The organism is Sessilibacter corallicola (assembly GCF_021290925.1).
Lineage (GTDB): Bacteria > Pseudomonadota > Gammaproteobacteria > Pseudomonadales > Cellvibrionaceae > Sessilibacter > Sessilibacter corallicola.
This window is the reverse complement of record NZ_JAJSLX010000002.1, coordinates 62,482-84,143: the sequence shown is the minus strand read 5'-3', so window position 1 is coordinate 84,143 and position 21,662 is coordinate 62,482. Positions and strand designations below refer to the sequence as shown.

17 protein-coding genes are annotated in these 21,662 nt (G+C 45.5%); 12 read left to right on the top strand and 5 right to left on the bottom strand.

Annotated elements, in window-relative coordinates; all coding sequences use genetic code 11:
- Positions 1-89: 89 nt before the first annotated feature.
- From LU361_RS07690 to LU361_RS07680, 3 genes are all read right to left on the bottom strand, one after another.
- Positions 90-2,549, bottom strand: a complete 2,460-nt coding sequence (locus LU361_RS07690) for a DNA polymerase II (protein WP_233088275.1) — start codon at positions 2,547-2,549, stop codon at positions 90-92.
- Between the two features lie 10 nt (positions 2,550-2,559).
- Positions 2,560-3,621: a DUF2333 family protein gene (locus tag LU361_RS07685; RefSeq protein WP_434064659.1), complete on the bottom strand. Its 1,062-nt coding sequence runs from the start codon at positions 3,619-3,621 to the stop codon at positions 2,560-2,562.
- A 242-nt stretch (positions 3,622-3,863) separates the two neighbouring features.
- Positions 3,864-4,613, bottom strand: a complete 750-nt coding sequence (locus LU361_RS07680; RefSeq protein WP_233088274.1) for a tetratricopeptide repeat protein — start codon at positions 4,611-4,613, stop codon at positions 3,864-3,866.
- 925 nt (positions 4,614-5,538) lie between these two features.
- Here LU361_RS07680 and LU361_RS07675 point away from each other — a divergent pair.
- The 10 genes from LU361_RS07675 to purD all read left to right on the top strand — a co-directional run bounded on the left by LU361_RS07675 (position 5,539) and on the right by purD (position 17,811).
- Complete coding sequence (locus LU361_RS07675) at positions 5,539-7,341, top strand: protein-disulfide reductase DsbD family protein (protein WP_233088273.1); 1,803 nt, start codon at positions 5,539-5,541, stop codon at positions 7,339-7,341.
- Between the two features lie 310 nt (positions 7,342-7,651).
- Positions 7,652-8,092, top strand: coding sequence for a type II 3-dehydroquinate dehydratase (gene aroQ, locus LU361_RS07670; RefSeq protein WP_233088272.1), 441 nt, complete (start codon positions 7,652-7,654; stop codon positions 8,090-8,092).
- 79 nt (positions 8,093-8,171) lie between these two features.
- Entirely contained in the window at positions 8,172-8,648 is a 477-nt protein-coding gene (gene accB / locus LU361_RS07665; protein WP_233088271.1) for an acetyl-CoA carboxylase biotin carboxyl carrier protein, read from the top strand.
- Between the two features lie 50 nt (positions 8,649-8,698).
- On the top strand, positions 8,699-10,039 hold the full coding sequence (gene accC / locus LU361_RS07660; RefSeq protein WP_233088270.1) for an acetyl-CoA carboxylase biotin carboxylase subunit: 1,341 nt from the start codon (positions 8,699-8,701) through the stop codon (positions 10,037-10,039).
- Between the two features lie 98 nt (positions 10,040-10,137).
- Positions 10,138-11,016, top strand: coding sequence for a 50S ribosomal protein L11 methyltransferase (prmA, locus tag LU361_RS07655; protein ID WP_233088269.1), 879 nt, complete (start codon positions 10,138-10,140; stop codon positions 11,014-11,016).
- Between the two features lie 226 nt (positions 11,017-11,242).
- Positions 11,243-12,778, top strand: coding sequence for a DUF3426 domain-containing protein (locus tag LU361_RS07650; RefSeq protein ID WP_233088268.1), 1,536 nt, complete (start codon positions 11,243-11,245; stop codon positions 12,776-12,778).
- A gap of 442 nt (positions 12,779-13,220) precedes the next feature.
- Positions 13,221-14,213 (top strand): tRNA dihydrouridine synthase DusB, encoded by a 993-nt coding sequence (gene dusB / locus LU361_RS07645; RefSeq protein ID WP_286206457.1) that lies wholly within the window; start codon positions 13,221-13,223, stop codon positions 14,211-14,213.
- Positions 14,210-14,542 carry a DNA-binding transcriptional regulator Fis gene (gene fis, locus LU361_RS07640; RefSeq protein WP_233088267.1) on the top strand — a complete coding sequence of 111 codons (333 nt, stop codon included), beginning with the start codon at positions 14,210-14,212 and terminating at the stop codon, positions 14,540-14,542. The genes dusB and fis overlap by 4 nt, the downstream gene beginning before the upstream one ends.
- 332 nt (positions 14,543-14,874) lie before the next feature.
- On the top strand, positions 14,875-16,452 hold the full coding sequence (purH, locus tag LU361_RS07635; RefSeq protein WP_233088266.1) for a bifunctional phosphoribosylaminoimidazolecarboxamide formyltransferase/IMP cyclohydrolase: 1,578 nt from the start codon (positions 14,875-14,877) through the stop codon (positions 16,450-16,452).
- Between the two features lie 66 nt (positions 16,453-16,518).
- Positions 16,519-17,811, top strand: a complete 1,293-nt coding sequence (purD, locus tag LU361_RS07630; RefSeq protein ID WP_233088265.1) for a phosphoribosylamine--glycine ligase — start codon at positions 16,519-16,521, stop codon at positions 17,809-17,811.
- Positions 17,812-17,862: 51 nt separating this feature from the next.
- Here purD and LU361_RS07625 read toward each other — a convergent pair whose 3' ends face one another.
- Positions 17,863-19,326, bottom strand: a complete 1,464-nt coding sequence (locus LU361_RS07625) for an AAA family ATPase (RefSeq protein WP_233088264.1) — start codon at positions 19,324-19,326, stop codon at positions 17,863-17,865.
- Between the two features lie 148 nt (positions 19,327-19,474).
- Here LU361_RS07625 and coq7 point away from each other — a divergent pair, with 148 nt between their 5' ends.
- On the top strand, positions 19,475-20,119 hold the full coding sequence (gene coq7, locus LU361_RS07620; protein WP_233088263.1) for a 2-polyprenyl-3-methyl-6-methoxy-1,4-benzoquinone monooxygenase: 645 nt from the start codon (positions 19,475-19,477) through the stop codon (positions 20,117-20,119).
- Between the two features lie 104 nt (positions 20,120-20,223).
- Here the strand turns inward: coq7 and LU361_RS07615 are convergent, their stop codons facing one another.
- On the bottom strand, positions 20,224-20,643 hold the full coding sequence (locus tag LU361_RS07615) for an OsmC family protein (protein WP_233088262.1): 420 nt from the start codon (positions 20,641-20,643) through the stop codon (positions 20,224-20,226).
- 327 nt (positions 20,644-20,970) lie between these two features.
- On the opposite strand from LU361_RS07615, the gene crp reads away from it, so the two are divergent.
- A complete protein-coding gene (crp, locus tag LU361_RS07610) occupies positions 20,971-21,606 on the top strand; it encodes a cAMP-activated global transcriptional regulator CRP (protein ID WP_233088261.1) in 636 nt (211 codons plus the stop codon).
- The last annotated feature ends 56 nt before the right edge of the window (positions 21,607-21,662 follow it).

Sequence of the window (21,662 nt, the reverse complement as noted above, 5' to 3'; positions counted from 1 at the left end):
TGTTCACACTAACTTAACCGCACCTGTCGCGCCTAAAATACGAAAAAAATACCCTCCAGCAGGTGTGATTAAATGAGTGTGAACAGGCCTTAAGCAAATAAACCGAGCTGGCGATCGGTAATTTGCGCGAAGCTGCAATCTAAAAATTGCAAAAGGCTGTCTGCCACTGGAGCCAGCTGCTTATCAATGTAATGGTCGTAATCGATGGCGCTGTAGGGCTGTTGGGAAATTTCCAACTGACTCATGCCTTTAACTGGCTCAGGCCCATTAACCGTTATCACGTAATCCACCCAATCCCCTTTTCGCAACACAATACCTTTTTCTGCCAATTTTCGCGCCGCCTGAACGTGCGGCGGGCTGGTTCTATCGTACTCTTCGAGCTTTCGCCTTAATCTCTTACGATAAATTAAATCGTTATCTCTTTTTCCAAGATAAACATCACCGGCGTATTGCTTTACGAATTCTTTAAAAGGCTCATGAAAAAATACTTTGCTGTACAGAAGCTGCTGAAATTCCCGAGCAAGAGGCGTCCAATCGCTGCGAACCGATTCCAATCCGCGATAGATAACCTCCGTTTTATCACCATTTTTAACCACACCAGCGTAGCGCTTTTTACTGCCAATTTCTGCACCACGTACACTCGGCATAAAAAATTGTAGAAAATTGGACTCGAATTGAATTTCTAAAAAAGAGGTGAGCTGATATTGATTTTTAATTTCTTCTTGCCACTGTTGATTTAACGATTGGGCCAATTCCAAACCAATCTTGGGCACCTCTTTTTCATCAATATCATCACCCAACCAAACAAACACCGAATCGGTATCACCATAAATGACTTTTTTCCCTGATTCCTCAATCCACCGCTTTGTTGTTTGAATAATTTCGTGGCCACGCAAAGTGATGGAACTCGATATTCTGGGATCGTAAAACCGGCATCCCGGTGATCCTAATACGCCGTAAAACGAGTTCATGATAATTTTTATCGCAAACGACAGAGTTTTGTCGTTGTCTTTTTTGGCTTGATCTCGCTCAGAACCGAGCTTTGCTACCAAATCCGGTAAAATTGATTGCTCACGCGAAAAGAAAGCACCGTTAAACCCGTCCACTTTTTCACTGTCATTTAAATGTTTATGCTCTGCGTACCAAAAACTGTAAGGATCGATTTTAAATGTACGAATAATACTTGGGTACAGGCTTTTAAAATCCAACAAGAGAACATTTCGGTAAATGCCCGGCTCAGAATCTAAAACGTAGCCACCGGGGCTTAACAAATCTAGTTTTAATTCAGCAATGTTCGGAGCAACGTAGCCTTTGCGATGCAATCGCGGTAAATAAGCAAACTCAAAACTCGCTGATGAACCGCCGATTCGATCCAACGGCATTCCCGTCATTCGACTTTTTGCCGCAGCAAACTGCAACAGTTTGGTCTCTTCAAAGATCTCCCAAACCAATTCGCAATCTTTTAAATTGTAGCGCGCAAGAGACAATTTATCGGTTTCAAACAACTCGGTAATTTCTGATCCACGACCACTTCCCTTCAGCAATTTTCCCTCCCCCAACAATTCAGTTGCGACAAATTCTAGGGAAAAACTGGCGAAGGTATAAAAAGCCGTTCTCAGTAATTCAATACCATCAAGGGCAATGCGACCAGGAATCGAAATATACCGCTTATCGTTTTCTTCCGGATCAATTCGCCAACTGGGTTTAGCCTGATTACGACCAAGAGTAAATGGAACATCAAGCTTTATGGATAACTGTGATAACACCCACAAATCAAATCCGATAAAACTCCAACCAATTAAAATATCGGGGTCGTAAATTTCCAGCCAATCCAAAAACTGAATAAAACACTCACGCTCACTTGCGCAATAAATAAGTTCGAAATCATCAACTGCTTCTAGACGATTTTCATCACTCGACATGAATACTTTTTTTACGTCGGCCCCATAAACACCAATGGAAAACAGCGTTTTTGCATCCATAGTGGTTTCAATATCCACCGAGATAACTTTGAATACCGGAGTCACCGACGCGGGCTTTAGTATTGGGTTTTTAACGGAGAGATAAGCAGGACAGGAATCAGGATGATTCAGAGCCAAACGGCCGGACGTAGCATTCCCCAAAGCTTTGGTTTTTGACTGGGATAACGAATATTCGAATGATACTCCCGCATTAATAAAGCGCTCCATAAGATAGCGCTCGGGAGGGCGAATATCGGCCTCCCAAATACGAATATGCCGCCTTAAAATATGCAATGCATCTCGGGAGCGTTTATGACTGCGAAAATACACCGCTGCAACGGGTTCATTTTCGAAATTAACTAAACTCAGCGGTTTAACGGACCAGCCGCGCTTAATACCCAACAGCGGCTGCAGTCGATCAATGTCTGTTTGCGCAATAAAAAATACAGAATCTTGATTTTCGATGGTGAGCTGAACGGGCCCGTTATGGGTACACAACCAGAGTTCGAGAGAAACTCCATCATCGGTATCATTCCAACTGCGGGTCAGAATAAATCCTTCACCGCAACAAGATTCGTTATCGCTCATGACCTAAAAACTAACCCTGAGCTAACAACCCACGTAAATCAATAAGCGCTGCGTTTGCTCTCGAAATGTAAGAAGCCATAACCAACGAATGGTTAGCCCACATTCCAAAACCACTGCCATTTAAAATAAGTGGACTGTAAATAGGTTCTTGAGTCGCTTCTAATTCACGAATAATTTGCTGCAAACTGACACGTGCATTTTTTCGCTCAAGCACATCGGCAAAATCCAATTCGATGGCTTTTAATAAGTGCAAAATTGCCCACGCGCTGCCTCGGGCTTCAAAAAAGACATCATCGATTTTTCGCCACGGTGTTTTTACCACAACTTCGGTTGACGTTTTTGTCGATTGTTTTGCGTCAGCGTCGCCAGCCAAATCGGTATTTAATCGCTTTTGGCCAACACTTGCGCTCAGTCGTTGTGACAAGCTACCAAGACGGGTTTCAACAGTTGCCAACCAATAACGTAAATTATCTGCACGCGCGTAAAATTGAGTAGTCGATTGTTGTGTATCGGACAAACGCACAAGGTAGTTATTTAGAAATTTAAGCCCGTCTCGATATTCGGCTTCTGCTGAGGGTAATACCCAGCTTTTATTATCAACATTCAGTCTTGATTCCGCTTTTGCCAAATCACTGTCTTCTGTCGATTGAGATTGCGAACGGCTGAATGATTCTCGCATGGCTTTGGCCATATCGCGGGCTTGAATGAGAACTCCATATTCCCAATTGGGTTGGTTGTCCAACCAAACTCCAGGCGGCGTTAAATCATTTGTTAGAAAACCGCCCGGCTTCTCCAGAAGCGTTTCCATAATTTCGATTAACGTGGAAGTGGTGACCGATCCCGTAATAAGCTGGCTGTTGCTTTGCGAATCGAACTGCAATCGAGTCTTGGTCTTTTCTTCGACCGAGAAGCCGTTTGGAGCCATGCTCCAATAAATTCCCAATCCAGTTGCTACTACTAAATAAAAGACGACCGCTATCAGTAATATAAATAGGAACGATTTACCGCTCGCTCTATCTTGCCAACTGCGCTTAATCATACCGCGCAGCTGAATGAAGGGTCGGGTTATCATATTTAGAGCCATATTTTTTGCTCACTTAGTTGTCTTTATAAAACAGCATTAATGGGAATCCTGTCTATTCTATCAAAACTAAGACAGAGCATTTGCCTTTTCGGTTTAGATCAAAACCTCTTCCCTACCCCATAATTTTCAAACTCGCCACATTCAAACAAACCTCCAAACACCCCCCCAAAACAAACCACGGTTGCGATGAATGAAACTTAAGCCCGATGTTATGGGTGTACAGAGATGATTTAAGGAAGTGGGGCCTGCAACACGATTTTAGGGATTTTACCGCGTCGGATATCACCTCTCAGTCGATACCCCGGCACTGCTTTTTTCATTTCTTGATAAACCCAACGTCCGTCAGCATCGGTCGGTGTGACAATCAAAAGGTACTGATCGCTTTGACGTACTTGCTGTGCAATCGTTTTCAATTCGGTTGCTAACTCTTTTGATCGCTTTTGCAGATCTTTCCGTGACAGGGCAATTTCATGATCGCTTTGCTTTTCCGTTGGATTTTGCAAGGTAATTAATTGCGTGAAATTCTTTTGCGCCCGCGCAATAAATTCTCGCGTTTTTAACACTTGGCTTAAATTGGGCTCAATACTCTCTGCTCGGGATAAGAAAATTTTTGCCTGCTTAAAGTTTCCTTTTGCCGCGCTCGACTGAGCCAATTCACAGTAGCGCTCTACCACTTTACCAATTCCTAATAACGCCTCTGTGTTGTTTTTATCAAACAGCAACACCGCTTTGTACTTATCAAAGGCGTTATTGTGAGGCGGCGTCATAAGCTGATCACGAGTTAATGCTCGCTGAGCATCCTGTAACAATCGCTCAACAATTTGAGAACTAGAAACAGGTTTAGTATTAGCTTCTACGATAGGATTTTTAGTATCACCGCTTTGGGATTCAACAGACGGATCATTATATTCCTTACTGGAATACTGGGAAAAAACAGTACATCCAACGAGACCATTGATAAAACATACTAACGTAGTCATTTTCACGACTGAGTGTCTGTTAATTATTTTTCTCATTACGGCCCTTAAATTATTCACTCTTACCTGAAATTTATTTTTCAAAACAGAAATTGTCGAATACAGACAAATAAAGTCAAAAAGTTATTGTCTGCGACTCGTAGTTATTCGTTCGCATAGTGCTAAATAAATTCATTGCCATACATTTTCACACGAATTTGAAAACTAACTAATCAATACACCTTATTTAAAGACGCTAAGCCTTTCAAATTGTCGTTTTATCGCACTTACATTGACAGCCCTAGAAACATTACAGGAAACTTTTATAGGTTTTCTGTGGCAACAATCGAAAGCGCCATCGTAAAAAAGCCTAAATTTTAACATTCACTAATCATACGGTTATATAGCACTGTGACCCGCATGGATTTAGTTGAATCAGACGTTATTAGTTTTCTTAAAATCTTTATTCTATAACAGTCTTAAACTCATAAAATCTGACGAATTCTCGAGCTTTTTTACGTTTAAATATTTGGTTTTTCAGAACTGTTAGACCAATTGGTTTCTTAGGTAACTTTTTGATTGCACTAGACAATGGGAATATGCGCTAATTGCGCCCTCGGAGAGATTCCTCAGTACATATAAATGACTAGAATGGGCACGTGAATTTAGCAGTTCTCTCTAGATTCCCCGGAACCCACCCACTTGTATTAAGTCCAACGCCTGGAAAATAGGTGGTAAAAGGTACGCTTTTTGTTGTCGTAATGTAAAAGCGCGTAAAATATCACCAATAAAACTTGCTTAGAATTACAATTAATACATCGGTAATGCGAAGATTTCATCATTACTTGCACTATTGCAATTGAATCTTGCGATGTATTGCAAAGCGGACTTGCCTTTTCAAAGCTACCCTTAGATAACTGAACCTGATAGCCGAGTAAGAACTGTATTTATGAATTGGGTGTCGAAAAAGCAATCACACTTCATACTGACCATTTGGTTAGCTTTTGCCTTGAGCCTGCTTTCAACTGCAAGCAATGCTCAAGACCTATTCGCTAACCCTGGCCAAACGTCATTGGGATTGAGCTCAGGCATCAATGGTGATGTTGAATTTCTGCGCGTTGAAGAAGCCTACCAAGTTCAAATCCACAGTCATGATAACCAACTTGAACTCGCCTGGTACATCGAACCGGAATACTACCTTTATAAGTCCAAGTTTAAGTTCAGCATCAACGGCCAACCCCTAACAGCCGAATTTGATGACGGCAAAGTAAAGTACGATGAATACTTCGAAGAATACTTAGAAGTGTTCTACGATTCGACCATCGTCAATATTAAAAATACACCCAGCGAACCGTTTCAGCTAAAAGTTACTTCTCAAGGCTGCGCTGACGCAGGTCTGTGTTACCCACCTTACACCCAATATTTTGACGTCGATCCTATCAACGGCTCATTCGCCGAAGTAGATGGCGCATCACCAGAGCAGAGCACTACGAACGCTCAAAATACCGTTGCCGATGCTCAACCATTCAGCTTGGAAATCTGGCTAACCAGTATCATCTTTGCCATCATTGGCGGCGTAATTCTGAATCTTATGCCGTGCGTGTTCCCAGTTTTGTCGATCAAGGCACTGAGCCTCGCCAACTCCCACGAGAGCAAGCACAAATTGCATATGCACGGTTGGGCTTACACAGTCGGCTGCATCTCTACTTTCTTGGTAATTGCCGGCGTTATGCTCGGTTTGAGAGCCAGCGGCGAAGCTGTGGGCTGGGGCTTTCAGCTACAGTCTCCCGCGGTTATCACTGTTCTGCTCTATCTCTTCTTCTTAATGGGCTTAAGCTTCTCAGGCTTTGTAAACTTGGGCAGCGGCTTGATGGGCATTGGCCAAAATTCCACTCAAGGCTCAGGTTTGCAGCACTCTTGGATGACTGGTGCTCTTGCCTCGGTTGTTGCCAGCCCTTGTACTGCACCAATGATGGGAGCAGCACTAGGCTACGCAATCACTCAGCCGACTGTGGTTGCTCTATCGATTTTTGCAGCACTCGGTTTTGGTATGGCGCTTCCGTTTTTACTGCTAACCTACATTCCTAAACTTGCCGCCGCACTGCCAAAACCTGGCGCATGGATGGACACACTCAAGCAGTTCTTGGCATTCCCACTGTACTTATCGTGTGTTTGGTTATTGTGGGTACTGGCCAATCAAACCGACATCAATCACGTTGCCATTATCGCCTGTGGATTAGTTGCGATTTCATTCGCTCTTTGGGTTATTCATCACACACCTAATTCTAAGACTTGGCTGTGGAGTAACCGTGCAGTTGCGCTTTCCAGCCTTGCCTTCGCACTTGTTGTTGGCCTTAGCTATAAGCCACCGGTTAAAGATGAATTGTGGTTGGCTTACTCGCCAGAAAAGCTGCAAGAACTTCGCTCTAACGAGCAAGCAGTGTTTATCAACTTAACAGCGTCTTGGTGTATTACGTGTCTGGCAAACGAGAAAGTAGCGCTCAGTAAAGATTCTGTGCGCGATGCGATGGAGAGAAACAACATTCAAGGTTTGAAAGGTGATTGGACAAACGCTGACCCAATGATTACTGATTTATTAAAGCAGTATGGGCGTTCAGGCGCTCCTCTTTATCTTTACTACCCAGCTCAATCATCGTCGGATGCTGTTATTTTACCGCAGCTATTAACCCCTGAGATTGTGTTGAACACCATCGACACACTTCAAACTGAAAAGTTAGCCGACATTAAATAACTTTTCCCCGAATTTATAAGCAAGATTAAACATTTTCTCAAAAATAGCCGCTATTGAGCTCCAATATGCGGCTATTTTCTTTGAAATAGCACCGAAACCACTTATCACAATAAATTTTCCGCACTAAAAAAGCGGAAAAAACCTGCCATCTTCGCCTAACTTGCAGCCATCTTCTGACATTTCTCCAAATTTACACTAAAGTCATAGACAGCCTGCTTTCATTCAGGCACACTCCTTGGCGTTTAATCATCGACTCGTTTGAACACAACGCCAAACAGTCATTAGAACTGCTTATAGGTTAATAAATACTATGTCTCACCTTTTGGTGCTGCACGGTCCCAATCTCAATCTTCTCGGCACACGTGAGCCAGAAATCTATGGAACGCTCACGCTTGATGACATCAACCAACAGCTAAAACAACTCGCATCGTCAAAGGGCTTTGACTTGGAGTCGTTCCAATCCAATGCGGAACATGAGCTGATAAATCGCATTCACCAAGCACGGACAGACGGGGTTAAATTCATTGTAATTAACCCAGCCGCTTTCACTCATACAAGTGTCGCCTTGCGAGACGCACTTGCTGGAGTCGATATTCCTTTTATCGAAGTGCACCTGTCCAATGTTCATGCCCGAGAACAATTCAGAAGACATTCTTATTTTTCTGATACTGCAATTGGTGTTATTTGCGGCTTGGGTGCAAAAGGCTATGAGTTCGCATTAGAAGCTGCCATTGCACACATCGAAAAATAATTGAGACCTTATTAGTAATTCTACCCACCTCCTAAATTAACGAACAAAGCCCAACAATCGGCAAAGTAGAGAAAGTTTGATGGATATTCGAAAAATTAAAAAACTGATTGAAATCCTTGAAGAATCCGACATCGGTGAAATTGAAATCAAAGAAGGTGAAGAATCAGTTCGCATCAGTCGCGGCAGCAGCACTGCCCCGCAACCTGTGTACGTTAACGCACCAGCAGCCGCTGCACCTATTGCCGCAGCAAGCCCTGCCCCGAGCGCTCCAGTTGCAGCACCTGCAGCTGCTGAACCTGCCCAAGCAGCGCCTGAAATAGCAGGCCACGCGGTTAAATCACCGATGGTCGGCACCTTCTATTCCGCACCAAGCCCAGGTGCAGCTGCGTTTATTGAAGTAGGAAAAACAGTAAAAGCTGGCGATACCATTTGTATCGTAGAAGCCATGAAAATGATGAACCAAATCGAAGCTGACAAATCCGGTGTAATTGAAGCGATTTTGGTTGAAGATGGCCAAGCTGTTGAATTCGATCAACCATTAGTTGTAATCGCTTAAGCCCTGCCTTACGGCTACCTAACTAACATCCGTAGGAGTAGGCTTACTATATGATTAACAAAATTCTTATCGCCAACCGAGGCGAAATTGCACTGCGTGTTTTGCGCGCCTGTAAAGAACTCGGTATTGAAACCGTCGCTGTTCACTCAATGGTCGACCGCGACTTAAAACACGTGCGCTTAGCAGACGAATCGGTGTGCATTGGACCGAACCCGTCCGCGCAAAGCTATCTGAATATTCCATCTATCATTGCTGCCATGGAAATCACCGACTCCGTTGGTGTTCACCCAGGCTATGGATTTTTGGCAGAAAACGCAGATTTCGCAGAGCAAGTCCAGAAAAGTGGCTTTACCTTCATTGGCCCAAGCGCTGATGTGATCCGCTTGATGGGTGATAAAGTTTCCGCCATTCAAGCAATGAAGCAAGCCGGTGTTCCGACTGTTCCAGGATCCGACGGACCACTGCCAGACGACAAAGAACGCTGCATCAAGATTGCTCGCGAGATCGGCTATCCAGTGATTATCAAAGCGGCTGCCGGTGGTGGTGGTCGAGGAATGCGCGTTGTTCACACTGAAGCAGCGCTACTTAATTCCATCCAGGTCACCAAAAGTGAAGCTGGCGCGGCCTTTGGCGATGACACGGTTTACATGGAGAAATTCCTGGAAAACCCACGCCACGTAGAAGTGCAAATACTTTCTGACGGCCAAGGCAACACCATTCATTTGTACGACCGCGACTGCTCATTACAGCGTCGACACCAAAAAGTGTTGGAAGAAGCACCCGCTCCAGGCGTTGACGAAGACGCTCGCCAGGCAGTGTTTGAATCGTGCATTAAAGCCTGTAATGAAATTGGTTATCGCGGTGCAGGTACTTTCGAATTCTTGTACGAAGATGGTCGCTACTACTTCATTGAGATGAACACTCGAATTCAGGTTGAACATCCGGTATCTGAAATGGTAACTGGCGTCGACCTTATCAAAGAGCAAATTCGTGTGTGTGCCGGCGAAAAGCTGAGCATTAAACAGGAAGACATCAAGCTTTCTGGACACGCATTCGAGTGCCGTATCAATGCTGAAGATTCGAAAACTTTCATGCCTTGCCCAGGTACCGTGCAAAACTTCCACGCACCAGGTGGCTTGGGTGTTCGCGTCGATTCGCACCTTTACAGTGGCTACAAAGTTCCAGCAAACTACGATTCGATGATTGCCAAAATCATCACTTACGCTGAAACTCGTGAGCAAGCGCTGATCAAAATGGGCGTGGCTTTGGATGAACTCGTCGTCGACGGCATCAAAACCAATACCCCGCTTCAGCAAGAACTCGTTAAAGACGAAGGCTTTCGCGCAGGTGGTGTCAACATTCACTACCTAGAGAAAAAACTGAACCTTTAATTTGTTCACCCGCTCACTTCATGTGAGCGGGGCAATACCCTTTCTAAAACCTTCGAACTACCCACACTTTCGAACACTGCTTTAAATTAGGAAACTCAATGGCTTGGTTGCAACTTAAGATTTCTACTTCAAAATCCCACGTTGATGCATTCGAAGACGAACTGCTTAACCAAGGCGCCATGTGTGTCACTCTCAGCGACAACGCCGATCAACCGATTTTAGAACCTGCTCTCGGCGAAACCCCCTTGTGGAATGAGACTCAAATTACCGGCCTTTTCGACGCCGATATAGACACTCAGCAGATTTCTAAAAACTTAGAGCCTTTACAGAATAAAACCCAATGCACTCTGCGCTGGGAGCAACTCGAAGATAAAGATTGGATTCGCGCCTGGATGGACGAATTCAAACCCATTCAATGCGGAAAGTCGTTATGGATTTGCCCGAGCTGGTGCGAACCACCCGAGCCCGACGCAGTGAATTTAAAGCTCGACCCAGGTTTAGCATTTGGTACTGGTACCCACCCGACCACGTTTTTGTGTTTACAATGGTTGGATCAAATCGAATGCCAAGGAAAAACCGCCATCGACTTTGGTTGCGGCTCAGGGATTCTTGCAATAGCGGCATTATTGTTGGGCGCAAAATCAGTTCAAGGTATTGATATCGATCCACAAGCACTGATTGCATCGAAAGATAACTGCGAAAAAAATGGCTTAGCGGCAGACACTTTCCCGGTATATTTGCCTCAAGAATTTAAATCCGACGCCGTTGACTTAATGCTGGCCAATATTTTGGCTGGACCGTTGGTTGAATTAGCGGATGAAATTTCTTCCCATTTAAAGCCCGGCGGCTTAATTTGCCTATCCGGCATCTTAGCGACTCAAGCCGAAGTCGTTATGAATGCCTATACCGATATTGAGTTTGATAAACCCGAGCAAAAAGAAGACTGGGTAAGACTCACCGGTAAAAAACGCAGCTAATTTGTATATTTTTTTAGATTAAGTCGATATATCGCCATCGAACAATTTACGAACAAGCAGTAAACCACTAGAATCTTTCGTAATTACAGCACCTTACGGTGCTCGCTTGAAGTATTGGATGAAACCCAACGCTCAAATTGATCACTCGGCCATAGAAAATTTAAGTCATAACGCGTAGTTTTCAGCTTTTACTTGTACCATCGGTCGATAATAGGTTTCTCGTGCTATGACCAGCTCCATAACCCGCTGTCCGAAATGTAAAACTACTTTTCGGGTAACTCAAAAGCAACTGCAATCTGCCAAAGGCGCAGTCCGCTGCGGGTCTTGCCTACATATTTTTGATGCGCGAGAAAATTTCCTAAAACGCACGCCTGAAAAACCAAAGCCCGAAACCGAGCCAGAACCTGTTGCACCGGTACCTGAAACAACCGTCGCACAACCTACGGCTGCGCCCAAAGCACCCACAAAAGCCACACCTGAAGCTGCGGCCATGCCTGTGAATCAGTTGGCTTTCGATCAGAACGCCATTGACACTGAAGCTGAAGATGACTCCGAAGACTTCCTTATCAGCGACGACATGGAACCGGAAGAGCCTTCTGTAAACCGCTACGATGAAGGGTTAGATGATCTCGTCGAATTCAAATTAGATTCGGGACAAAACAATTGGTTGGACGACAACCAATCGCTGTTCGATTCAACACGTAAATCGAAACCAGCGGAAGAAGACGAATCTATTGAAGACACCGATGAGTCCTGGGCTCTGAAAATGCTCGAAGACGAGCACAATTCAGAAGAAACCATAGCGAAACCGCAAGATCCATACGAACAAGCCACTCAATCGTCACAAGAGCAATCCTTCGAGGAGCAGTTTTCAGAGGAACGGCCTTTAGAAGACTCGTCCTTTGGAGAGCAAGCCTTTGAAGAACGGTCGTTTGATGAGGGATTTGATCAATCACTTGACGACTCAAGCAACGATCGTTTTGACGGCAGCCGAACCGGTAGCTTTGATTCCCTCAGCGATTTCAACGAAGACGACTTCGACAACTTTGGCGAATCAAACAATGCTCAAGACTCACAGCAATCCGATTTTGAACGAGACCTAGAAGACATCTTCCGCGAAGACGAAGATATCACTCAAGTGGATTATTCGCTCAACGAGCTTAATGATGGCGATGAAAGTCATCTCGAAGACAGCTACGTACCTGATTCTAATGACCGCCAAGATCTGTTGAATGCTCTTGAGCCGGCGCCATTGGAAATGACGTTTGAACAAAAAAACGAACGTCGCTGGCTGATAAAAACCGCTTTCATTACCGGTAATGTAGTGTTGTTACTGGCGTTAATCGTACAAATTGGTTACTTAAAGTTTGACACTTGGAGCCGCGTAGAACCTTATCGTCACTGGTACGCACTCGCCTGCCCAATCTTTAACTGCACACTTCCAACCCGACACGATTACGAAAAAATTCGAATCACTTTGGTTGTTAGAAGCCATCCCGAGGTAGAAGATGCCCTGGTTGCCGATGCCATTCTGCTAAATACGGCGGAATTCCAACAGCCATTCCCATCGCTGGCAATTCGCTTTAGCGACATCAACGATAATCCGCTGGCAGAGAGGATATTCTCGCCGGGAGAATATTTACACGGTGAGCTTGCAGGCGCACAGCAAATGCCTAAAGGGCAACCGGTCCACATCAGTTTACAGGTGGCAGACCCCGGCAGCGAAGCTGTCAATTATCGAGCCTTCATTCCAATCCGTTAATCGCTTTAACGGATTGATAAAACCTTCTGTAACACGTTCCCTCTCAATTTGAACGAAGTAAAAGCAAACGCACGTTAGACTCGAAAATCAAACGTAGCTTAGCCCTTTGATCTTGTTGGTTATTTTTGAATGAATCAATCTTAAAACTTAAAGAACTAAAACGACTTAATATTCGATTCTATATTTTAAAACTCGCCATAAAAGTACTTGTCAGAAACCCCTAGTTTCAGTTTGAATATCTCGACTTTTAGACAGGTGCAAAAAATCTACAATACGGCTAATTTCTACTTTCCCATTTTCCCCAGATGCGGGTATGATGGGCGCCCTTTTTTGGCACCGCTTGAATTTACGATTTAAACAACCTTTCGCAAACAATCGAAGTTGGTTGATTAGGTGCTTTTGGAGATAAACAAACCAGCGCAATTAAAGGCTTGGAGTTCCATTGGCATTTAAGATCGGCCCACACACCATTAACAGTCGTGCATTATTGGCACCGATGGCAGGTATTTCCGACCGGCCTTTTCGGCAATTATGCCGTTCTTTTGGTGCAGGGCTTGCGGTTTCAGAAATGGTCACAAGTGACACACGCTTGTGGAACAGCAGAAAGTCAGCGTCGAGACTCGATTTTACCGGTGAAACGGGAATCAAATCTGTCCAGATTGCCGGAACCTGTCCTAAAACCATGTCTGAGGCAGCCAAAGCCAATCAAGACATTGGCGCTGAGATAATCGATATCAATATGGGTTGTCCGGCGAAAAAAGTGTGTAACAAAGCCGCAGGCTCTGCGCTTATGCGCGATGAAGCTTTAGTTGGCGAAATTTTAGATGCAGTGATTTCAGCCGTTTCACTGCCGGTTACACTGAAAATGCGTACCGGTTGGGATAAGGCAAACCGCAACGCATTGACCATTGCCAAAATGGCCGAATCTGCGGGAATCAGTGCTATCACCGTTCACGGTCGAACACGCGCCTGTCGCTTCACTGGCGAAGCGGAATACGAAACCATTTCAGAGATTTGTTCAGAAGTTTCGGTTCCCGTCATTGCCAACGGAGACATAACAGACGCGGCGAAAGCCAAGGCGGTACTTGAAAAAACCTCAGCTGCAGCAGTAATGATTGGACGCGCCGCTCAAGGGAGACCTTGGGTTTTTCGTCAGATCAATCACTTTTTAGAAGCGGGCGAACACCTGCCAGCTCCTTCTGAGGAAGAAATCAAACACATATTACTTAGTCATCTTAACGAGCTTCATGCTTTCTACGGTGACTATTTAGGGGTGCGAATCGCTCGTAAACACGTGGGTTGGTACCTGCAGGATTTTGCAAATGGCAAACTTCTGCGAACTCAATTTAATCAAATAGTAAGTGCGCAAAAGCAAGTCGAGTGCATTGAAGAACATTTTAATGACTTGATACGTGATGGGGAAAAAGCGGCATGAGTCAAATTGAAACAGCGTTAGCTGAACTGACACCTAACACTACAGTTACACCAACTGAAACTCCAAGTGATCGGTTTAAAACTACAAATATTGAAGCCAGCAGCAGCTCGCTTCGCGACTGCGTTAAGCAATCAATCGATAATTACTTCCAGCACTTAGATGGTCAAGCTGTATCCAATGTGTATGATCTGGTAATGGCAGAAGTTGAAGCACCGTTACTTGAAGTTGTGATGAAATACACTCGTCACAACCAAACCAAAGCCGCTGAAATCCTGGGTTTAAACCGAGGCACTCTACGCAAAAAATTAAAGCAATACGGCCAGCTTTAATCTCTTAAGCAGTTAGGCTGAAAAGTCTGCACTGCTCATAAGGAACCTAAACCAAATTCAACACGGTTTAGGTTACCTTTTTGTGAAATCTAAAACTCTACCTAAATGACATCGCGTCAATTGCTAGACGTTAGGCTCATTTGCACATGAACATTCAAGCAGTTTCTAGGTAAATTCCACGCACAGGTTACAATTGTCTCGACTAAGCTGTCACAGAACACGCCGAGAATTCAACCCAAAGTGCACCTCACAAACACTAACGTAATTTGGTACACGCTAGACTGATTACGTAGAAGCATTTCAAAACATCTTTTTTGGGAGAGAACGAGTTAATGTCCACGCCTATGGATCTAATACCGATTAAACGCGCTTTAATCAGCGTTTCTGACAAATCCGGCATTGTTGAGTTTGCCAAAAAACTGCAAGGCTTCGGCGTTGAGATTCTTTCGACCGGCGGCACGTTTAAATTGTTAAAACAAGAAGGCGTTGACGTTATTGAAGTGTCCGATCACACCGGATTCCCAGAAATGATGGACGGTCGAGTTAAAACTCTGCACCCCAAAATTCACGGCGGTATTTTGGCAAGACGCGGGCAAGACGACGCAGTGATGGCCGAACATGGAATCGCCGCAATTGATATGGTTGTTGTCAACCTCTACCCGTTCGAAAACACCGTCGCCAATCCAGATTGCTCTTTGGAAGACGCCATCGAAAATATCGATATCGGCGGCCCAACGATGGTTCGCGCTGCGGCAAAAAACAACGCGTTTGTGAACATCGTAGTAAATGCCAGCGATTACGAAACCATCATTGCAGAAATGGACGCCAACAACGGGGCGACGTCAAAAGCTACCCGATTCGACCTCGCCATTAAAGCCTATGAGCACACCGCTAAATACGATGGCGCGATCGCGAATTACTTCGGCAAAATGGTCGGCAGCGGCAACGACGATTTTGCACGCACCTTTAATATTCAGCTAACCAAACAACAAGACATGCGCTACGGGGAAAACCCGCATCAAAAGAGCGCTTTCTACGTTGAATCAACACCGGTTGAAGGTTCCATTAGTTCCGCCAAACAACTTCAAGGCAAAGAGCTTTCTTACAACAACATTGCCGATACCGACGCAGCACTCGAAACCGTCAAGCTGTTCGATGCTCCGACCTGCGTTATCGTTAAGCACGCGAATCCGTGCGGCGTTGCTTCCGATGCAAACCTGTTGAACGCTTACCAAAAAGCATTCGATACCGATCCAGAATCTGCCTTCGGAGGCATCATTGCCTTTAACCGTGAGCTTGACGGCGCCACCGCTCAAGCCATTGTCGACAAGCAATTCGTGGAAGTGATCATCGCGCCTTCGGTTGCCAACGGTGTCTCCGAAATCGTTGCCGCCAAGAAAAACGTTCGCTTGTTAGTGTGCGGCGACATCAGCGCATCGAATCCCAGCTTGGATTTCAAACGCGTGAATGGTGGCTTATTGGTACAAGATCGCGACTTGGGATTAATCACCGCCGATCAGCTCACTGTGGTAACCAAACGCAAGCCAACCGAAGCGGAGATTTCTGACCTTCTATTCACCTGGAAAGTAGCGAAAATGGTTAAATCTAACGCCATTGTTTACGCTAAAGGTCAGCGCACGATTGGTGTTGGTGCAGGCCAAATGAGCCGAGTTAATTCCGCTCGAATCGCCGCCATTAAAGCCGAACACGCAGGCCTGGAAGTGACCGGCAGCTGCATGGCGAGCGACGCTTTCTTCCCGTTCCGCGACGGCCTTGATAACGCGGCATCAAATGGAGTTAGCTGTGTGATTCAACCGGGCGGCTCGATTCGTGATGAAGAAGTCATCGCTGCGGCGGATGAACACAACATCGCGATGGTATTTACCGGCATGCGCCACTTCCGCCATTAATTTCGGCCATCCCGTTTCGAGCTTGTCGCAACGGGACGTTAACAGTAACGACAGAAACGCGAATCTATGAACATTTTAGTTATCGGCAGTGGCGGCAGAGAGCACGCCCTAGCCTGGAAAGCGGCACAAAGCCCCGACGTAAATACTGTTTATGTTGCACCAGGCAACGCAGGAACCAACGGCGAAGCAAACATTGAAAACCTTGCAATCGCCATCGACGACTTTGAAGCTCTGGCCAACTTTGCTGAAAATAACAACGTTAAGCTCACCATCATTGGCCCAGAAGCACCATTGGTTGACGGCATTGTGGATTTCTTCACCGAAAGAAACCTAGCGTGCTTTGGCCCAAGCCAAAATGCGGCACAACTGGAAGGCTCTAAATCTTTCACCAAAGATTTTCTGGCCCGACACGCAATCCCTACCGCAGAGTATCAAACCTTCACCGAAGTCGCTCCAGCACTGGAATACCTTGACGCCAAAGGCGCACCGATTGTGGTGAAAGCCGACGGCCTTGCCGCTGGTAAAGGCGTGATCGTTGCCGAAACACTTGAGCAAGCCAAAGACGCTGTCACCGACATGCTTTCAGGCAATGCCTTTGGCGACGCAGGTGCGCGCGTTGTCATCGAAGAATTTTTGGAAGGTGAAGAAGCTAGCTTTATCGTTATGGTTGACGGCAAAAACATCTTGCCAATGGCAACCAGTCAAGATCACAAACGCGTAGGTGACGGCGATACCGGCCCCAACACAGGAGGCATGGGTGCCTATTCACCGGCTCCAGTGGTCACACCTGATGTCCACAATCGCATCATGGCAGAAGTTATCGAACCAACCGTGGCAGGCATGGCCGCTGAAGGCAATCCTTACACAGGCTTTTTGTACGCAGGCTTGATGATTACTCCAGACGGCACACCCAAAGTGATTGAGTACAACTGCCGTTTTGGCGATCCTGAGACTCAACCTATCATGATGCGCTTGCAATCGGATTTGGTGAACTTGTGTCTTGCTGCAATCGACAAAAAGCTCGACCAAACCAGTGCCGACTGGGCAGAGCAAGCGGCCGTTGGTGTTGTTCTGGCCGCTGGCGGGTATCCGGGCAGCTACCCTAAAGGTGACGAGATCTTAGGCTTGGATTCAGTATCGGATGAACTTGGCAAAGTCTTCCACGCAGGAACCAAAAGCGCCGACGACAAAGTGGTTACCGCAGGCGGACGTGTTTTGTGTGCAACAGCGCTGGGTAATTCAGTTGCCGAAGCCGCAGAGAAAGCCTATCAAGTAGCCGAGAAGGTCAGTTGGAATGGCTCTTTCTATCGCAAAGATATTGCCTATCGAGCGATCGCTCGCGAGCAATCAGAAGCTTAACTCTTTGCTAAGATCAAGGCAGTCTCACGGCTGCCTTGGTTGTTCACACATTTAGGCACTGATTGTTCTATCCTGCGCCCAAGCCCTGAGTGCGGCAATTTTCTCCCCCATCACCACCGACAGCGGTTTAGTTAGATGCAACTGCTGCAACACTAACTGATCATCCAAATGCATTTCCTGGGCATTGGCAGCAAATTGTGCGGACACGATGGCCTGTTCTATCTCAGCACCGCTGAATCCAGCACTGGTTTGAACGAGTAATTCCATGTCAAAGTCGATGGTTGATATTTCCCGTCGATTCAAATGGATCGTAAAAATGGCTTTGCGAGCAGCATCATCCGGCAAATCGACGAAAAAGATTTCATCAAAACGCCCCTTACGCAGTAATTCCGGGGGAAGTTTAGAGATATCGTTGCTGGTTGCGACCATAAAAACTTTTTGATCCCGCTCCGCCATCCAGGTCAGCAAGGTTCCCAAGACACGCTTGGAGGTTCCATTATCGCTATCACCAACGGCGAGCCCTTTTTCGATTTCATCAATCCAGAGTACACAAGGCTCCATGACTTCGGCCTGAGCCAGTGACTGGCGCAAATTACGTTCTGTTTCACCGAAGAATTTGTTGTACAACGCACCAAAATCAAGACGCAACAACGGCAGATTCCACATTCCGGCCACCGCTTTTGCCGCCAAACTTTTACCCGCCCCCTGAACACCCACCATCAAAACGCCTTTGGGGGAATCAATCGTATTGCCCGATAAAAAACTGGTTTTGCGCTGCTCTAACCAAGATTTAAGGTTTTCGAGACCGCCGACTTTATCCATTTTTTCAACGCCAAATTCGTAACTCAGAATACCGTCCATCGACAGCAACTCGAATTTGGCTTTATTAATGGCCGGAACGTCACTTTGATCGATTACACCGTCGTCAAAAATGGCTGTTCTCACCAAATGACGTACATCTTGATGAGCCATTCCCTTGACCGTTTTCACCAACATTCTCAGCGCTTCGCGATCAACGCCAACTTTGCCGCCGCGCTGGTCAGTCCAGCGTTGCGCTTCTTCGCGAACAATTTTTGTAATTTCTGGCTCCGTCGGCAGCGCTAAGCGCACACGTTGAGAATACGGGCGAAGCTCAGGCGGTATTTCCAGCTTATGACTGACAAACACCAACACATGGCCGATCACATCAAAATTCAGTGCAATGTCTTTAATCAAGCGAACATTGACGTGCTCACCTTCTATAAAAGGGTGAAAATCACACAGGATATAAACACCGGCTGTGGATTCCTTTTTAATGTGTTCAAGAATGTGGGTTGGATTAGGCAACTCTGGGGGTTTAATGACACCAAAACCGCGCTCTAAGGTTTTGAGGCCATCACTGATGGTCCATTTAAAACAAGGTTTGCGTAACCCTTCTGCAGAATCCAACAGTTGTTCACAAGCACGTTTTTCATCGTCCGTTTCGATCACGGCAAGAGGAATATTGGCTGTTAAGACGGCGAGTAAATCATCCATTGAGTTGTTCCTTGTGATTGGCCTGCGGCTTTATAAGAGTTTAATCAATTTGCCTAAGAATTTTTTGCGTTAACATTCTTTAAACCTACATCATAGATTAAGATTGGAGTAGGATTTACCCAACAGAATTGAATTCGAGCAGAAATTTATGTCCACACGTGAGCTTAATCCCATTGATCACTTCATCACTCAAGCGGATCGCGCCCTGCGTACACTGACGTCGGGCAATAAGCCAGTTTTTCACGAATCGCCTGCGCACAACGACGTTAACCCAGAATTAACCGAACACGAGAAGCGTCACGCGGCGGGATTGATGCGAGTGAACCACTGTGGCGAAGTGTGCGCCCAAGGCTTATACCAAGGCCAAGCTGCGACCGCAAAATTACCCGAAATTCGAGAAGAAATGGACGTTGCTGCACTGGAAGAATTGGATCACTTAGCTTGGTGTGAAGAAAGAATAAAAGAACTGGATAGTCATACCAGTGTTTTAAATCCACTTTGGTACGGTATGTCGTTTGGTCTTGGCGCAGCGGCAGGTTTGGTCAGCGATAAAGTTTCTTTGGGATTTGTGGCGGCAACCGAAGAGCAAGTGTGCAAACATTTAAATGAGCATTTGCGAAAACTGCCAGAGAACGATACCAAAAGCCGAAAAATTATTGAGCAAATGGTGGAAGACGAACAAGAACACGCTGATCGAGCGTTGAATGCCGGTGGAACAAAATTTCCAAAACCGGTAAAACTGGCGATGTCTTTGGTCAGTAAAGCAATGACAAAAACCAGTTACCATATTTAATCGAGTTTTTTAAATTCTACTCGAATACAAAAGCCTGTCGTATTAAAACTGCACAGGCTTCTGTTGATACACTTTTATTGACAAATAAGTCAGCTTCTAAAAAATTATTCTTCAACAATTTCGTAATCGTGAGTCACTTCCACACCTGCTGCGTCCATCATTTTAGACGCGGAGCAGTACTTAGTCGCCGAAAGCTCTACCGCACGGGCAACCTGAGTTTCTTTTAAACCTTTTCCTGAAACCACAAAGTGTAGGTGAATTTTTGTAAATACAGCGGGAACAGCATCGGCGCGCTCTGCTTTTAATTCGCACTTACAATCTGAAACCGGCTGACGGGATTTTGTGAGAATGCTTAATACGTCAAAAGAAGCACATCCTCCAATTCCTAAAAGCAACATTTCCATTGGCCGCACACCCGTGTTACGACCGCCATGATTTTCTGGGCCATCCATGACTACGCTATGGCCACTACCGGATTCTCCGAGAAATTGAACACCATCGACCCATTTGACAGTAGCTTGCATTGAATTTTCTCCCAAAAAAATGATCATAAACAGATTGCAGAGCAGCCGTTAAGCTTACCATAAAGTAAAAAAATGGTCTGAACTCAATAATTTAGATCGATTAACGATAAAAGCACACGAGTAGTAGATAATCACTTCACAAAACAAGGTGATTATTTGTGAAATACTGGTGTGACATAAATAACAACGCCATAATGACTATTTGTATTGACGCTTGTATTCCAACTAGCGGCTAGACTTATTAGCATCGAGTAAATTTACTCGAAGCTTTTCGGTCGCAGGCCTGCGCGGTACACGATCAGAGGGCCACAAGCCAGGGGGAAAAATTTGGTTGCCGTATCTTTAACTCCACACATAAACAATGTTGATCAATTTCTGAGTCACTGTCATCGCCGACGTTATCCAGCGAAAAGTACTTTGATTTATGCAGGCGATAAGAGTGATTCGCTGTATTACATCATTCAAGGCTCAGTTACCGTCATCATCGAAGATGATGAAGGCCACGAAATGATTGTTGCCTACTTAAACGATGGCGACTTTTTCGGGGAAATGGGTTTATTTGATCAACACGATTCTCGTAGCGCTTGGGTTCGTGCCAAAACTGAATGTGAAGTTGCAGAAATCAGTTACGCCAAATTTCAAGAACTTACTGCCAGCCATCCAGAGTTCCTTTTTGCTCTTGGTACCCAAATGGCAAAACGCTTACGTAACACCACTCGAAAAGTGGGTGACCTAGCGTTTTTGGACGTCACCGGCCGTGTTGCGCGTACGTTGCTCGATTTGTGCAACGAACCTGACGCCATGACTCATCCAGATGGCATGCAAATCAAAATTACTCGACAAGAAATTGGCCGTATCGTCGGTTGCTCCCGAGAAATGGTGGGCCGAGTATTAAAAACACTGGAAGACCAAGGTTTGGTTTCCGTAAAAGGAAAAACAATGGTGGTTTACGGCACGCGATAACGCCTGCCTGCGAGATCAGCCTTAGGGCTAAACACCCTTTGGCGTCTCGTTCACTA

Coding starts and splice junctions, on each gene's coding strand:
- LU361_RS07690 (WP_233088275.1), bottom strand. CDS start 2,549: ATGAGCGATAACGAATCTTGTTGCGGTGAAGGATTTATTCTGACCCGC.
- LU361_RS07685 (WP_434064659.1), bottom strand. CDS start 3,621: ATGATAACCCGACCCTTCATTCAGCTGCGCGGTATGATTAAGCGCAGT.
- LU361_RS07680 (WP_233088274.1), bottom strand. CDS start 4,613: ATGACTACGTTAGTATGTTTTATCAATGGTCTCGTTGGATGTACTGTT.
- LU361_RS07675 (WP_233088273.1), top strand. CDS start 5,539: ATGAATTGGGTGTCGAAAAAGCAATCACACTTCATACTGACCATTTGG.
- aroQ (WP_233088272.1), top strand. CDS start 7,652: ATGTCTCACCTTTTGGTGCTGCACGGTCCCAATCTCAATCTTCTCGGC.
- accB (WP_233088271.1), top strand. CDS start 8,172: ATGGATATTCGAAAAATTAAAAAACTGATTGAAATCCTTGAAGAATCC.
- accC (WP_233088270.1), top strand. CDS start 8,699: ATGATTAACAAAATTCTTATCGCCAACCGAGGCGAAATTGCACTGCGT.
- prmA (WP_233088269.1), top strand. CDS start 10,138: ATGGCTTGGTTGCAACTTAAGATTTCTACTTCAAAATCCCACGTTGAT.
- LU361_RS07650 (WP_233088268.1), top strand. CDS start 11,243: ATGACCAGCTCCATAACCCGCTGTCCGAAATGTAAAACTACTTTTCGG.
- fis (WP_233088267.1), top strand. CDS start 14,210: ATGAGTCAAATTGAAACAGCGTTAGCTGAACTGACACCTAACACTACA.
- purH (WP_233088266.1), top strand. CDS start 14,875: ATGTCCACGCCTATGGATCTAATACCGATTAAACGCGCTTTAATCAGC.
- purD (WP_233088265.1), top strand. CDS start 16,519: ATGAACATTTTAGTTATCGGCAGTGGCGGCAGAGAGCACGCCCTAGCC.
- LU361_RS07625 (WP_233088264.1), bottom strand. CDS start 19,326: ATGGATGATTTACTCGCCGTCTTAACAGCCAATATTCCTCTTGCCGTG.
- coq7 (WP_233088263.1), top strand. CDS start 19,475: ATGTCCACACGTGAGCTTAATCCCATTGATCACTTCATCACTCAAGCG.
- LU361_RS07615 (WP_233088262.1), bottom strand. CDS start 20,643: ATGCAAGCTACTGTCAAATGGGTCGATGGTGTTCAATTTCTCGGAGAA.